Origin of the sequence: Paracoccus rhizosphaerae, assembly GCF_026162645.1 — a bacterium.
In the GTDB taxonomy this organism is placed as follows: Bacteria; Pseudomonadota; Alphaproteobacteria; order Rhodobacterales; family Rhodobacteraceae; genus Paracoccus; species Paracoccus rhizosphaerae.
The window spans coordinates 18,011-31,567 of sequence record NZ_JAOTBE010000042.1; the positions used below are offsets into that span (position 1 = coordinate 18,011).

Consider the following 13,557-nt stretch of genomic DNA (forward strand, 5'->3'; position numbering starts at 1 on the left):
CAGCATTGAGGGAATACCGATCATGAAGACCTGAAAACAAGGACGCTCGACCTGCGCCAACAGATCGAGCGTCACTAGAGGCAGACCGAAATCCGCCGTGCCAATGGCTTACGCTTAGCATTTCCAAGTCGGAAATGCAAGCGATCGGCCTGTCCTCTCGAAATCCATGACCATGCGCGCAGCTGCAAGACGACCCGCTTTCGCGGGCTGCTCCTGCCTGTCCTGCGTCGATGGCCCCGCCATTCTCCTCGCCCAGTTCCGGGCGAGGGCGGACACCTCATGTCGAGAGACGGAAATGCTAGAAGACAAAGATGGCTTCGCCATCCTCCACGAGCCGAGTGTCGGCGACCGCCGCCCTGCGACCGCTTCGAAGGGCCATTGCACCGGCCACATCATGGTCGGTCCCTGGCCAGGTCGGGTGCTCAACATCGAGAGCCACCTGGAGCAAAGCTGGGCATACTGCCTCAATGCACACCCCATGACGAAGACGCTGTGCGAGCAGGTCTCGTTCAGATGGCAAGCAACGTCCGGTAAATGGCTGACCCACTACTTCGACTTCTGCGTCGAGCAGGTTGATGGCTTGCACATCGCCTATTCCGTCAAGCCGGAGGCGCGGCTCACGGCGAAGTTCCAGGCCGAAATTGCCGCCATCGCACGGCAGGCAATCGACACTGGATTTGGGGACGACGTCCGTCTGCTGATGGACACCGACTTGGATCAGGTCGAACTGTCGAATGCCAAGTTGACCTACAGCATGCGTAAACCGGACCCCGAGGCGGATAACGCAGCTGCCGAGGCTATCCTGCAGATGACCGGCGTTGTCACGCTCGCCGAACTGACATCCCAGATTGGGAAAGGGGCGCGCGGCTATCGCGCCCTGATCCGGAATATCGGCCAAGGCTGCCTCCGGCTCACACGACATGAGCTTATCACCCACAGCACCGAAGTTTTTCGCACGGGAGTAGCGGCATGAACCTCCAGTTCGACACGAGCAGCCACCGCTACGCGTTCGGCCTCTTTGACTGCGTCTGGATCGAGGGGATCGACTGGCGCCCGGTCAGCAGCAACGAAGTCGGATACGTCATGAGGCGCTGTGACGAAACCGGGATCTGCAACCAGTTCCCTCATGCAGAGCTGAGCCGTCTCGGGTCGACCGGGCGGATCAGGCTCGAGCGCGATCACTTCACCGAAAAGGCGGCCCAGCGCCGTTTGGTGGATGCGGAGCAGTTGATCTCGCTGCTGAGTGCACGGCAGCAAGATGCGGTGTTCGCCCGCAAAATCTGGGTCGAGGCTTTCCAGGAGCAGGAACGCGAGAAGAAGGTCAAGCGAACGGACGAGTCGATCCGCGCGAACATGGGCGAGCTAACGTTGAAAGCTATGCAGAATGCTCAGTTCCTGCGTGGACTGAACGCGTCTCATGCGTCTGCCGGTTTTGAGTTCCGAAAGCCCCCGAGCCCTCGCTCGCTTCGCAAATGGCTGAAGTCTTACGAGACCGATGGCCTCGCCGGGCTGGTCTTTCGTGCACATCTGCGGGGCAACCGAAGCTACAGACTTTGCCTGACGGGCCGCGCCTGGATGATGGACCTGGTGCGTGGCTACATGCATCCCGATAAGCCAACGATGCTCTCGATCCTCAAGCTCATTCGCCTGCGGTTCCAGGAGCGGAATGCGAAACGTGAAGCGGAGGGGCTGCCGCCGATCTGCCCTCCCAGCCCGGAAACAGTCCGCCGTGCTATCAACAGCCTTGATCCGTATGAAGTGATGTGTCGCAGGGAAGGCACTGCTGCCGCACGCAAGAAGTTCGCGCCGGTCGGAAAAGGCCTTCAGGTGACGCGCCCGCTGCAGCGCGTAGAAATCGATGAATGGGATATCGATATCCTTGCGCTGCTCGCCGATGCTGGAGTGCTCGAGCATCTGACTGATGAAGAGCGGCTAGCTTTCAAGCTGTCGGGGAAAAAGGTGCGCTGGAAGCTAACGGTAGCAATCTGCGCCACGACAAGATGCATCTTGGCCATGATCATGACTCCGTCGGCCAAGGCGAGTGCTGCCATTCAAGCGATCAAGATGGTGCTGTCGGACAAGGGCGCACTTTCTACGGCCGTCAGAGCGCATAGCGCATGGCATATGCATGGTGTGCCTGATGAGATCGTGACGGATTGCGGTTCAGCGTTCCGGTCACAGGAATTCCAGACCGTCTGCTTCGACCTTGGCATCTCGGCCTTGCGCACGGTTGCTGGTCTGCCGGAATTACGCGCTCGCATCGAGCGCTTCTTCCGGACGATCGGGATGAACCTGCTGCCTGAATTGCCGGGACGCACCTTCTCCAGCATCGTCGAAAAAGGCGATGCCAATCCTGCCGATCGCGCATGTCTGACGGAGAATGACCTGGCGTTCGTGCTGGTCCGGTGGGTGGTCGATGTCTATCATAACACCCTGCATTCCGGGCTCGATAACGAAACGCCGTTGCAGTGTTGGGAGCGCCTGACGAAGGAGTTCAGCGTTACTCCGCCCCCGGATACCGGCACATGTCGCCAAATTTTTGGGACGAAGCTCACCCGCAAGCTGGACAAGGCCGGGATCCTCGTTCTGGGCATGCGTTATCACTCGGAGAGCCTCGCTACTCACCACAGGCACCGGGGCGACCAAGACGTCGAGGTGCGTTGGCTGCCGAGCGACATCGGCGCGATCGAGGTGCGCATCGGTAAGGACTGGATGACTGTTCCTGCCGTCATGGATCAGGCGCACGGCTTGGGCGCACAGCTCTGGATGTCTGCTGTCCGCCAGGTTCGCGCTGCCGATCCCGACCGGAAGCGCCACGACGAGAAGGTTGTGCTGGCTGCTCTGCGCGACATCAGGGAGCGTTCCGAGGATGCGCAGGCGGCCATGGGGCTGCTTGTCGAAGACTGGTCGGGAGAGCGCCTGCGGAGGGAGGAGCAGAAGCTGATGACCGGTTTCGAGGCCGGGCCGGCGCCGCAGAAGGCTGCGCACACAGGTGGGACCGGTCGTTCCGTCGTGCCAGATCATGAGGCCACTGCCTCGAGCACATCACCACATGTGGCCAAGGGCCGCCGCAGCAAGGGCAACGGCGTCGACAGGTTCGACACATGAGCGGGGCCGGCTACGCCAGGAATGCGCGCCTCATGGAGGAGTTGCGCGCTCTCCACGTGAAGGTGCCTCGGGATGAGGAGTTCCGAGCGCACCTGGACCGCCTGTTGCGCCGCGATGATGCCGGCAACCTGACGTCGGAAGCGATCAGGTTCTCGGCGACCGCCGAAACACGCGGGATCCTCGTGGTGGATGGACCCGGTGGCGGTAAATCCACTACCGTGGCGCACGCGCTCGCCAAACACCCAGCCCTTCAGGCGGGCGCACACGGCCAACCTGCTTGGTTGGGGGTGAGTGTTCCTAGCCCAGCAACATTCAAGAGCATGGGGTTCGAAATCCTGCGACGCAGCGGCTACCCGAACCTGTCGGAACGGCGGGAGGCTTGGAGTGTCTGGGATCAGATCAGAACGCGACTGAAGATGCTGGGCATCTCCGTGCTTTGGATCGACGAAGCCCACGACCTCTTCTGCAAGGACAGCGCCATGATCTTGCGCGCCCTGAAATCGCTGATGCAAGGCGACGAGGCGGTCATCGTGATCCTGTCGGGCACCGAGCGCCTGCACGAGATCATTCGCAGCGACCCGCAGGTCCAGCGGCGATTTTCCACCATGCAATTGCGTCCTGTCTGCGCAGCGACCGGCAGGGAGGATTTTGACGACCTGATCGAAGCTTACAGTGGGAAAGCGGAGCTGACCTCGGACCTGTCGGAGGACCTCGTTGCAAGGCTGTTCCACGCGTCGCGCTTCCGGTTCGGTCGCAGCATCGAAACCACGTTGAACGCCATCGAGGTGGCGCTGGAAAGCGGTTCCGACTGCCTGACGAACGACCACTTCGCTCACGCCTGGGCGATGCTGGAAGGCTGTGAGCCGGGGCGCAACGTCTTCTTGACCGATGACTGGCGCACCATCGACCCTGATCGCGACGACGATGAGCCGTTCTCGGGGCGACGCGGGCGGAGGAGGTGATCATGTGCCAGCTCTTCCCGCACCTCGCCTTTCAGAGTGATGAAACGCCCGCCTCTTGGGCTGCCCGCCTGTCCGTTCTGCATGGTTGCCCTACGCTCAGATCATTTCTGTCCGATCAGGGCATCAAACCTTCGGATCTGCTTCATGGCCGCCGGAGCGTCATCGACCGCCTGTGCCAGGTTGCAGGTCAGGATGCGATCCCGGTCTGGCGCAACACCGTTTCGTCTCAGGGAAACCTGAATTTCTCGCTCCGCGACGAACTGGTTCCTGCCTCGATGATGGTGCGCGAGGAAACGCGCTTCTGTCCCCTCTGCCTGCTTGAGGACGATCTCGCGTGCGGCGATCCTGGGGCTGGGCGACGCGATCGTCTGGCTTGGACCCTGCGGGTCGTAACAACTTGTCCAAAGCACCACTTGGCCCTGATCTATCGCGCCCGCGATCATCGCGACAACATGCAGCACAAGCTCATCGCTCATGTTCCGGAGCGGGGCGATGCGCTCTCCGCGTTGGCCGATGGCACCCTGCGCCGGGAGCCGTCTCCCTTGCAGTCCTATGTCCTTGATCGCCTTGACGGCCGAAAAGGTCCTGACTGGCTGGACAGCCAGACAATGGAACAGGCGGTCAAGGTCACCCAGATGCTGGGTGTCGTCTTGGCCTTCGGCACAACGATCAATCTGGGGGCCGTCGACCGCGACGGTTGGGACTTGGCTGGACGGACGGGATGGGAGTGGACGTCAGCAGGTGAGCAGGGGGTGCATGCCGCATTCAATGTTTTGCAGGCATCGGCCTTTGTGCGAGGGCAGGGCGGACAGAACTACTTCACTGTGTTCGGTCACCTGTATCGCTGGCTTCTGGAGCCGGGCGATCGCCCCGATCACGGGCCAATCAAGCAGCTGCTGCGCAATTACATCCTGCAGAACATGGATGTCTGTGTCGGGCGCAACCTGCTGGGTGAGCCTGTCGAAAGGCGTCGGATGTATTCGGTGCAGTCGCTCGCACTGGAGACAGGCCTGCACCGCCAGACCCTGCGCAAGGTCCTTGTCGAAAGGGACTTGGTTGCGCCGGACCATTCAGAGAAGCCCAACTCGATCCTGCTCGTTGACATCAAGAAAGGGCGGGACGCGGCGGCAGCACTTCAGCGATCGGTTCAGTTCGTGCAGCTGCCCGCGCTGCTGAAGGCTACCCGCCCGATTGTCAGCTGCCTTATCGATCTTGGCCTTCTTGCGCCGCTGTTCCGGAGCCAGGGAGAAAACAAGAGGGACAAATCCGGCTTCGATGCGCTTGAGGTCGAGCGCGTAATGAATCGCCTCAATGATCTGGCGCCCGAGATGCCGCAAATTCCGCCGGGGTGGATCACGCTGACGCAGTGCACAAAGCGGGCGCGCGTGCCAATGCGGGATCTCCTTCGGCTGGTCTTTCAACGCGAAATGCGGAAGATCGGGCGCATTGCCGGGGAAACAGGGTTCAGCGCATTACGAATCAATCTTGATGACGTTCGGCGCGTGATGTCCTGATCCCGACATAGCCTCTTCGTATTTCACCGATGGCCGCATTTTGCGGCCATTTTCTTTGAAGTTTCGATGGCAGCTTTATGCGTGTTAAATGGCAACTTTGCTTGTCATGCTGTCTATCGGTGTATTGTTTTTGCTGGATATTTTTGGAACCGATGGCAGTTTTATAGTGGGATCTACAATAGGTGTTGTAGAGGCCCCCATAAAACTGCCATTTCGGGGGTTTTATGCCATTCGACTACCATAACGCTGCCATCGGTTGGCGTTCCATGCGACTAGTATAACCTTTTCAGGGGCTTACTGGCGTCGATGCCGGACAAGGCCAAGCTGTGTCCCTGCTGCGTGCCGCCGGCTTGACGGCGTGGCCGTCGGATCTCAACACTTCCTCCTGACCCGGGTCCTTCTTGAAACCAGCGTCTGCGCCTTCGGGCCAGCCGCATCCGGCCGCGGATGAGCGGCTGGTTCATGCGAGGACCGACCATGCAAAACCACCCCTTCATCAGGGCCAGGCTACCTGACCCGGACCTGTCGACGCGCAACATCGCCAAGCACCTGGTGCTGCGCCTGCTTCGGCTTCGTGCCGCTCGCGCTGGCGTCGATCTGTCCCGGCATGAGGACGAAAGCCTCTACGATATTGCCTGCATGGGCGCGGTCGAGGGCATCAGCATGCCGCAGAAGGACCACAGGCGCGCGAACCGGCGGGCCAGCCGGCTCTATGATCGCGTCCTGCGTGAATCGGGCGTCGGGCATCTGGACAAGCACGACCGGGAGCGGCTGTCGCCCCTGGGCGACGGCGTCAGCCTTGCCAGGATCTCCGACGAGCATCACGCCGATGTCCTGGCGGCGACCCTTCACGACGAGATGCCGTGGATGGCGCCGGCGACCGAATATGCCTGGAACGCCATGCGCAGGTCCGCGCGCGAAGGTCACCCGGGGTTCCGCCTTCCGCCGGTGATTTTCGACGGGCCGCCGGGCATCGGCAAGACGCACTGGGCGCGGCGGCTGGGCGAGCTGATCGGTGCCGGCAGCCTCGTGATCGACGCGACCAGCGAAGGGGGCAGCTTCGCCGTGGTCGGCGTTCAGCGCGGCTGGTCAGGCGCCCGCCCGGGCCGCGTGTTCGAGTTAGTTCTGGAGCGGCTGTCGGGCAATCCTCTCGTGGTCGTCGACGAGGTCGAGAAGGCGGGCAATGTCAGGTCCTCCGGCGGTCAATCCTTCGCCCTTGCCCAGGCGCTACTGCCATTGCTTGAGCCCGTCACCGCTGCAGACTGGAGCTGCCCCTACTTCCGCGTGCGCTGTGACATGTCCTGGATCAGCTGGATCCTGCTGAGCAGCGACTTGGCGCCGCTGCCAGAGCAGCTCATCAGCCGCTGCACCGTACTTCGGCTGCAGGACGTGGAGCTGCCCCACCTGATCGTCCTTGCGGAACGGCAGGGACGCGCCCGCGGCCTTTCGGAGGTCTCGATCTCGGCGATTGTCGATGCACTGGCAGCGGTCACGCCTCAGGCAGAGGCCAGGCCGAGCCTTCGGACGGTGCTGAGGATGCTGCAACGTGCCCTCGACATGGAAAACAGACCGGTGGTGATGTGAGATGTCCCGCAGGCAAAGAATGACAGGCCGGCGCAGGGCACACCGTCGCGCCCTGCGCCGGCGGATCCTCGGCGGCGTCAAGATGATCACTAACGCTGAAGCACATGACTTGCTGGGTCGCTCGGATGCGGCCCTGTCATGGTCCAGCTTGCTGAAGGAGGGCCTCCTCCTGCGCGTCCGTATCGCCGGCAATCGGAGATACTTGGCCTTCCAGTTCGACCTGACCAATCGTCGGGTTGATCCCCGCTTTGTCCAGATCGTGGCTGCTGCGAGAGCGGCAGAATGGAGCGACCTGCGACTGCTGAACTGGATGATGCGGCCGCATTTCGATCTTGACGAAGTTCCAGCCGACGCCTTGCGGGATCCCGAGAGCGACGTCCTTGCGGCGTTCCTGAGGGAGATCGAGCCAGAGTGCCACGGGTAGATGCGGCTGAAGCCGGTGATCCGGGCGCCACAGTCCTTCCGAATCAGGCATCGCTCAATCGGCCGCCCTGCTGCGCCATGCCAACCACCACGCAAACACCACCATGGAGACATGCACAACCCTCAAAGTTTCATCGACCTCGCCAAGGCTTCAGTTGCCGCGCTCGAGCGCGGTCCCACGCCCGAGGATCTCGCCGAGGCACCTCTGGCAGACCTCTGGGCCGCTCTCGTCAAGGACGAAGACGATCTTCCGGCCCTCTGGGCGCAGGTTCTGGGCCATCCCCTGCTGGGGGACCGCCAGATCCTGACATCGGCCCTGGTCGGGCTGAACCGTGACGCCGGATGGGCCAGGACGATCAGCCGGTGGTATCGGCTTGGCACGCCGTTCCCGAGCGCAGAGGTCAGGCTTGCCTCCTCTGTCCATGATCGAAAGGTGACGAGCGGCTACATGCCGCTTGGGTCGACGGGTTATCTGGCGCTTGTGGACAACGCGCTCCTCGAGGCGAAGATGACGCGCTTCGTGTCGCTGTTGAAGAACCTCGATGCGCACATGGAGAGCGGCGCTTTGGGAAGGAGACTGCAATGACAGCAAGGCGACCGAAGCGCGGCGGTCATATCAAGGATGGCGGCACCAGTTTGGTGGAACGGATGCGAGCCGCCAACCCTGCGGGCGCGGCCTTGCTCGATCAGCATAGAGCGAAAGCTGATCTTGCCATGGCCCTGCGGGCAATGCGCAAGACGAAGCAGATGAGTCGGACTGAGCTTCGACGCGCAGCCGAAGAACTCGACCGGCCGCTGACGCTGTCGATGATTGAACGCCTGGAAAGCCCGACGGCGACGTTGCCCAACCTGGAAAGCCTTGTCCGCTATGCCGCAGCCTGCGGAGCCCAGGTAGAGCTATTGTTCCTGTTCAAGACAGCGGATGATCGTCACACCCTCAAGGTCTCGATGTCCTGACGAAGGCTATCGACAGGCCGAACGGCACGCTCCAAGCCGGTGAAGAGGGACGGCAGGTGGCGGCCCATTGCTGCCAGACAGCCCCGGTTTGGCGCCGCCCTGCAGCATCCCCAGACCGCACGTTCGTGCCTGGCGCAGCGAGATTTAGCAGGCACAGTCTGCTCTGCGGGACATTCCTGCCGTTTGCTACTGCAGCGATCTTCCCCGCAAGGCGCTCGCGACGTAATCAAGAAAGACACGGGTCTTTGCCGGCAGCATCCGCCCGGGTGGCAACAAGGCTTGGATCAGCCCGGCCGAAACGCCCTGCCACTGCGGCAGAACACGGACGAGATGTCCGGCATTGAGCGCCTTTACGGCCATCCAGTCAGGCGTCAGCACAATGCCGCAGCCATCGACGGCGGCTGTGATTAGCACCTCGGAGCTGTCCGCGGTGATCGGCCCTTCCGGCCGGAGACGAACTGTGGTGCTGCCGTCAGAAAGATGCCAGTCAGGCCAGTGTGCATTGCCGGTGAAGCTCAGGCAGCCATGATGCGATAGATCGGCGGGTGTCTGGGGTTCCCCCATCCCTGACAGGTAAGCCGGCGCGGCAACGAGGATGTCCTGATAGCTGCCAATCCGGCGCATGCTGAGCGAGCTGTCACGCGGGTCGCCCATGCGGATGGCGAGGTCATACCCTTCGGCGACAAGGTCGACGCGGCGGTTGGTGAAGCTCAAATCGAGGCGGATGCGCGGGTGGGTCTCAACAAACCCGGAGAGCATCGGTGCCACCACCATCTGGCCGAAGCTGATCGGCAGCGAGACCCGGAGCACGCCCTGGGGCTGCGCTGCCAGTTCCGCGGCCTCGAGGCCCGCGGCCTCCAGTTGCTCCAGCACATCACTGACCCGGGACAGGTAGCGCTCGCCCGCCTCCGTCAGGCTGATCTTGCGCGTGGTCCGCACGAACAGGCGCACGCCTAATGCCTCTTCAAGGCGGCGAATGCGCCGCGACAAGAGAGAGGGGTCAAGGCCAAGCTCCTTTGCGGCACCGACAAAGCTTTGTCTGCGCGCTGCGGTGGTGAAGGCAACGATCTCATCCAAGGCGACCGATTGAGGACTCATCTGCATGAGTGAAGTGCTTTCGTGCAGGATTATCGGTCTGAGCCTAAGCGCTATATCGGTCCCAAGCAAAGGAAAGGATCATCCCATGTTGAGCAAACATCTTGCAGCACTCGCGCTTCTCACAGCATCGACTGTTACCGCGCATGCCGAAGCCCCCGTGGCCTACCCGATCACCTTGGGCGATCTGCACGGGGTTGCCTATTATACGGTCGAGCCCGAGGGCCTTCAGGTCGTCGCCACGATCATGGAAGGCGAGGACGGCACACCAATGCGCAACTCGATGCTGCTGCGTCCAGGACAGACCATGCGTCTGTCGACCCCGGGCACATTAGGACAGCCTGCGACCGAGCTGGAGCTCCGTGCCGGCGCAAATCGGCTCGAAATCATCCCCCATCCTGCCCTGATCAACTAAGCTGTCAAAGGAGACTGTCATGAAGACCTATCTGATCATCGGCGCCGGTCCAGGCATTGGGCTGGAGACGGCGCGGACGTTTGCCGAAAACGGCTATCGTGTCGTATTGGCTTCCCGCAATCTGGAGCGGACGCGTGAGCTCGCCGGTTCCATCCCGGGCTCCGAGGCGCGTCAGGTCGATGCCGCTGATCCTCAGGCGGTCGCGGACCTCGTCGCCGGCGTTGAGGCGGAGTTCGGCGCGATCGACGTGCTGCACTACAATGCCGGGGTCATCCGCAATGCCAAGGTGCAGACCCAGGCCCTCGACAGCTTCAACACTGACCTCGCCATCAACATCGGTGGTGCGCTTGCGGCTGTCCATGCTGCAGCACCCGCCATGCTGGAACGCGGCAGCGGCACGGTCCTCCTGACCGGCGGCGGGTTCGCGCTCGCACCGCACCCCGACTACCTGTCGATCAGCATCGGCAAGGCCGGCATCCGAGCACTCGCACAAGGGCTCTTCGATGAGTTCCGCGAGGGTGGCGTCCATGTGGCGACCGTCACTGTCGCGGGCTTTGTCAATGCCGGCACAGAAGACACCAAGCGGATTGCCGAGGCATTCTGGGCGCTACACAGTCAACCGAAGGACGAATGGAGCGTCGAGACCCTTTACGAGCCCACCGGTGCATAAGGGCATGGGTGCGGGTGTCGGATGACCCCCGCACCGGCACATTCCGGCCCAAGCCCATGGGTCTGCTGTTGCGATAGATCTTCCGTGCGACGCTGCGGGTATGCTGTCTGACGATGTCTAGACAAGAAGAGGAAAACACAATGACCATTGCCATCCGTCTTCAGGAAGCGGGTCCGCCTTCGGTGCTGCACATCGTCGATGTGGAATGCACTAGACCCGGTCCCGGCGAGGTCTGGCTGGAGCAGGAAGCGATCGGCGTCAACTACCTCGACATCACGCAACGAAACGGCGCGGTCAAAATCCCCATGCCGAACGGCATCGGCCTAGAGGCTGCCGGTCGCGTGGGCGAGGTTGGTCCTGATGTCACCCACGTAAAGGTCGGGGACCGGGTGGTCTACGCGCTCGGGCCGCTTGGCGCCTATGCCAGTGGCCGCATCTACCCGGCCGACCGGCTGGTGAGACTGCCGGATGCCATCAGTTCCGAGGACGCCGCGGCGATCTTCTTCAAGGGCCTGACCGCGCAGTATCTCCTGAAGAGCACCTATCCGGTGCAGGCGGGAACGGTCGTGCTGGCCTACGGTGCGGCTGGTGGCGTCGGGCAAATCTTGGCAGCTTGGGCGCGCCATCTCGGCGCCACCGTGATCGGCGTCGTCTCGAAGGAAGCCAGCGTGGAGCGCGCCCGTGCGGCCGGCTGCTCTGAAGTGCTGATCTGGGGGAAAAATGATCTGCCGGCCGAGGTGGCACGTCTCACCGATGGTCGAAAGGCAGACGTGGTCTATGACGGCATCGGCAAGCTCACCTTCGACACTTCGCTTGATTGCCTGCGCATTCGGGGAACCATGGTGTCGATCGGTGCGTCCTCCGGCACACCCGATCCAGTCTCGGTGGCAACCCTCAACGGCAGGGGGTCGCTGTTCCTGACCCGACCAGGTCTCGCCCACCATATTACCGAAATCGCCGAGTATCGTCAGCGGGCAAGGGATATTCTCGATGCCGTCGAGCAAGGCATTATTGATCCATCGAGCGGTCAACTGTTCCCGCTCGTCGAGGTGATCAAGGCGCATGAAGCTCTTGAAGATGGCACAGCCAGGGGTGCTGTCGTGCTAACGGTTTGAGGCACGCACATTCTTGCGGTTTGGTGAGGGAGTTTCCGTTAACGTGAACGCAGCATAGTGAGATGCTGCTACTGCGAAAGAGCGCGTTCGCAGAGCCCGGCGAATGACGGCTATGGGCTCTTAACGTCGATCTGCTGGCATTGGTCCCGGCAACGGTCCAGGGCAGCCCCTGACCAGCGCACTCGGCCCGTTGCGGCCGCCAAACGCTTGACGGATACCGCAATGCGCTACCCCGAGCCGGACGTTCGGGCTTGGCGCAGCGAAATCGAGCAGGCACAGTCTGCTCTGCGAGACGGAGCTGCCGGTCGCACGCGGAAGGGCAAGGCGATGAAGCCCGCCCGACCTATTATCATGTCTTCAGAGTGAGTGTAGCATTCGGGAACGGAAAGCCGAAGTCGTCGATATTGCGCCGACAAATCTCGCGGAAGTCGAGCCTGTTGTAGAAGCGCACGGCCTGCTCATTCTCGGTGTAGACCTCCAGGGATAATTCCCCCTTCCGGGCCAGTGCATCAGCGATAAGTTGGCGCCCTATGCCAAAGCCCTGCCGGTCTGGCGCAATGAAAATCCCGCCAATGAAGCTGCCCAGAAGGCTGATGAAGCCAGCGGCTTCCCCGTCAAGGTAAGCCACTGAAGTATCCGCCTTTGGCAGATACTCCCCTTCAATCAGTCGTCGCTGCTCGGTCAGCCTTGCTTGGCCGATGAATGGGTGCGCCTTTATCGAAGCTTCGAGCCAGATATTGGACAGTTTTTTCAAAGCCGTTGCCGCATCGAACGGTCGGATCACCAGATTTGCGTTCTCCATGAGAACTCCACAGAAATCATGCAAAAAGGATCGGCAACCATGTGCCGAGCGATGCCGCTACAAGCGGTTCAATCGAAGCCTCTGTGCATAAATCTCCTTCTGTAGAGGTCTGAAGGGCATTGTTGCAGAACTCAGCATTGAAGCAAGATTTCCCCTTACCCCACTAAGCTCAGGCCAAGCGCTCGATCTCGGCAGTGCCGAGTGCGTTGAAGCGGTTCATAAGTGCGACGCGGATGTGAACTTCGGCGGTTTGCCTGTCCGGGTCTCGTGAGGCAATGCGCTCGCCGAAGGATTTGAGACATCTCATCTTTGCCTCGATGCGACTTCGGACATGATAGCCGGACCAGTGCTTCCAGTTCGCCCGGCCGAAGCGCCGGGTCGCCCGGAGGATGTCATTTCGGGCACGGGCGGCAGGGCAGTCCTCCTTCCAGAGGCGACCGTTCCTGCGGATAGGTATGACGGCCGTGCCGCCACGATGCAGAATAGCTGTGTGGCACCGCCGCGTGTCGAAGGCGCCGTCGCCGGTCACGGTGCCGATCTGTTCATCGGCCGGGATCTGGTTCAACAAGTCAGGCAACGCCGGGCTGTCGCCTTCGCGGCTTGAGGTGGACTCCACCGCCCGGATGTCGCCGGTGGCCGTATCCATTGCCAGGTGGACCTTGCGATACTGGCGCCTGCGGTGGGTGCCATGCTTGCGCGCCAGCCATTCTCCATCACCGAGAAACTTGATCCCGGTGCTGTCGACCAGCAGGTTCAGCGGCCCCGGGGCGCGGCGGTGGGATACCTGAACAGTAAGCGATGGATTGGACGCCCCCCGGCGGCATCGATGTGCCATGGTGGCGGGTGTTGAAGCACCGCTACGGAGGGGAGCGTCCATGGAAGAGGTTAGCATCATCGGCCTGGATTTGGCCA

At 61.9% G+C, this 13,557-nt stretch carries 14 protein-coding genes; 10 read left to right on the top strand and 4 right to left on the bottom strand.

All coding sequences use genetic code 11. The features are described 5' to 3' along the window. Nucleotides 1-295: 295 nt before the first annotated feature. The 5 genes from OC184_RS13825 (at nt 296) to OC184_RS13845 (ending at nt 7,168) form a co-directional block, all read left to right on the top strand. Nucleotides 296-973, top strand: coding sequence for a hypothetical protein (locus OC184_RS13825; protein ID WP_265507769.1), 678 nt, complete (start codon nt 296-298; stop codon nt 971-973). Continuing rightward, complete coding sequence (locus OC184_RS13830; protein WP_265507770.1) at nt 970-3,108, top strand: Mu transposase C-terminal domain-containing protein; 2,139 nt, start codon at nt 970-972, stop codon at nt 3,106-3,108. The genes OC184_RS13825 and OC184_RS13830 overlap by 4 nt, the downstream gene beginning before the upstream one ends. Further along, nucleotides 3,105-4,070, top strand: a complete 966-nt coding sequence (locus OC184_RS13835) for a TniB family NTP-binding protein (RefSeq protein WP_265507771.1) — start codon at nt 3,105-3,107, stop codon at nt 4,068-4,070. The genes OC184_RS13830 and OC184_RS13835 overlap by 4 nt, the downstream gene beginning before the upstream one ends. 2 nt (nt 4,071-4,072) lie before the next feature. Further along, the gene (locus OC184_RS13840; RefSeq protein WP_265507772.1) at nt 4,073-5,584 is read left to right on the top strand and encodes a TniQ family protein; all 1,512 of its coding nucleotides are present in this window, start codon (nt 4,073-4,075) and stop codon (nt 5,582-5,584) included. A 477-nt stretch (nt 5,585-6,061) separates the two neighbouring features. Beyond that, nucleotides 6,062-7,168, top strand: coding sequence for an AAA family ATPase (locus tag OC184_RS13845; RefSeq protein ID WP_265507773.1), 1,107 nt, complete (start codon nt 6,062-6,064; stop codon nt 7,166-7,168). 136 nt (nt 7,169-7,304) lie between these two features. Here OC184_RS13845 and OC184_RS13850 read toward each other — a convergent pair whose 3' ends face one another. Next, nucleotides 7,305-7,586, bottom strand: a complete 282-nt coding sequence (locus OC184_RS13850) for a hypothetical protein (protein WP_265507774.1) — start codon at nt 7,584-7,586, stop codon at nt 7,305-7,307. Nucleotides 7,587-7,703: 117 nt separating this feature from the next. Here OC184_RS13850 and OC184_RS13855 point away from each other — a divergent pair, with 117 nt between their 5' ends. Together OC184_RS13855 and OC184_RS13860 are read left to right on the top strand one after the other, a co-directional pair. Beyond that, nucleotides 7,704-8,177 (top strand): DUF6634 family protein, encoded by a 474-nt coding sequence (locus OC184_RS13855; RefSeq protein ID WP_265507775.1) that lies wholly within the window; start codon nt 7,704-7,706, stop codon nt 8,175-8,177. Next, on the top strand, nt 8,174-8,548 hold the full coding sequence (locus tag OC184_RS13860) for a helix-turn-helix domain-containing protein (protein WP_265507776.1): 375 nt from the start codon (nt 8,174-8,176) through the stop codon (nt 8,546-8,548). Before OC184_RS13855 ends, OC184_RS13860 begins: the two co-directional genes overlap by 4 nt. Before the next feature lie 186 nt (nt 8,549-8,734). Here the strand turns inward: OC184_RS13860 and OC184_RS13865 are convergent, their stop codons facing one another. Next, nucleotides 8,735-9,652, bottom strand: coding sequence for a LysR family transcriptional regulator (locus OC184_RS13865; protein WP_265507777.1), 918 nt, complete (start codon nt 9,650-9,652; stop codon nt 8,735-8,737). A 79-nt stretch (nt 9,653-9,731) separates the two neighbouring features. Here OC184_RS13865 and OC184_RS13870 point away from each other — a divergent pair, with 79 nt between their 5' ends. From OC184_RS13870 to OC184_RS13880, 3 genes are all read left to right on the top strand, one after another. After that, nucleotides 9,732-10,058: a hypothetical protein gene (locus OC184_RS13870; protein ID WP_265507778.1), complete on the top strand. Its 327-nt coding sequence runs from the start codon at nt 9,732-9,734 to the stop codon at nt 10,056-10,058. A gap of 19 nt (nt 10,059-10,077) precedes the next feature. Beyond that, nucleotides 10,078-10,728 carry an SDR family oxidoreductase gene (locus OC184_RS13875; RefSeq protein WP_265507779.1) on the top strand — a complete coding sequence of 217 codons (651 nt, stop codon included), beginning with the start codon at nt 10,078-10,080 and terminating at the stop codon, nt 10,726-10,728. Between the two features lie 140 nt (nt 10,729-10,868). Further along, a complete protein-coding gene (locus OC184_RS13880; RefSeq protein WP_265507780.1) occupies nt 10,869-11,843 on the top strand; it encodes a quinone oxidoreductase family protein in 975 nt (324 codons plus the stop codon). A gap of 349 nt (nt 11,844-12,192) precedes the next feature. Here OC184_RS13880 and OC184_RS13885 read toward each other — a convergent pair whose 3' ends face one another. Next, entirely contained in the window at nt 12,193-12,645 is a 453-nt protein-coding gene (locus OC184_RS13885; RefSeq protein WP_265507781.1) for a GNAT family N-acetyltransferase, read from the bottom strand. A gap of 169 nt (nt 12,646-12,814) precedes the next feature. Continuing rightward, nucleotides 12,815-13,557, bottom strand: a 743-nt coding sequence (locus OC184_RS13890; RefSeq protein WP_265507782.1) for an IS5 family transposase, incomplete at its 5' end; no start/stop codon positions are given.

Bases quoted from the DNA above. Each gene is read 5' to 3' on its own strand.
- OC184_RS13870 (WP_265507778.1), top strand. From the start codon at position 9,732: ATGTTGAGCAAACATCTTGCAGCACTCGCGCTTCTCACAGCATCGACT.
- OC184_RS13825 (WP_265507769.1), top strand. From the start codon at position 296: ATGCTAGAAGACAAAGATGGCTTCGCCATCCTCCACGAGCCGAGTGTC.
- OC184_RS13835 (WP_265507771.1), top strand. From the start codon at position 3,105: ATGAGCGGGGCCGGCTACGCCAGGAATGCGCGCCTCATGGAGGAGTTG.
- OC184_RS13855 (WP_265507775.1), top strand. From the start codon at position 7,704: ATGCACAACCCTCAAAGTTTCATCGACCTCGCCAAGGCTTCAGTTGCC.
- OC184_RS13865 (WP_265507777.1), bottom strand. From the start codon at position 9,652: ATGCAGATGAGTCCTCAATCGGTCGCCTTGGATGAGATCGTTGCCTTC.
- OC184_RS13875 (WP_265507779.1), top strand. From the start codon at position 10,078: ATGAAGACCTATCTGATCATCGGCGCCGGTCCAGGCATTGGGCTGGAG.
- OC184_RS13885 (WP_265507781.1), bottom strand. From the start codon at position 12,645: ATGGAGAACGCAAATCTGGTGATCCGACCGTTCGATGCGGCAACGGCT.
- OC184_RS13830 (WP_265507770.1), top strand. From the start codon at position 970: ATGAACCTCCAGTTCGACACGAGCAGCCACCGCTACGCGTTCGGCCTC.
- OC184_RS13840 (WP_265507772.1), top strand. From the start codon at position 4,073: ATGTGCCAGCTCTTCCCGCACCTCGCCTTTCAGAGTGATGAAACGCCC.
- OC184_RS13845 (WP_265507773.1), top strand. From the start codon at position 6,062: ATGCAAAACCACCCCTTCATCAGGGCCAGGCTACCTGACCCGGACCTG.
- OC184_RS13860 (WP_265507776.1), top strand. From the start codon at position 8,174: ATGACAGCAAGGCGACCGAAGCGCGGCGGTCATATCAAGGATGGCGGC.
- OC184_RS13880 (WP_265507780.1), top strand. From the start codon at position 10,869: ATGACCATTGCCATCCGTCTTCAGGAAGCGGGTCCGCCTTCGGTGCTG.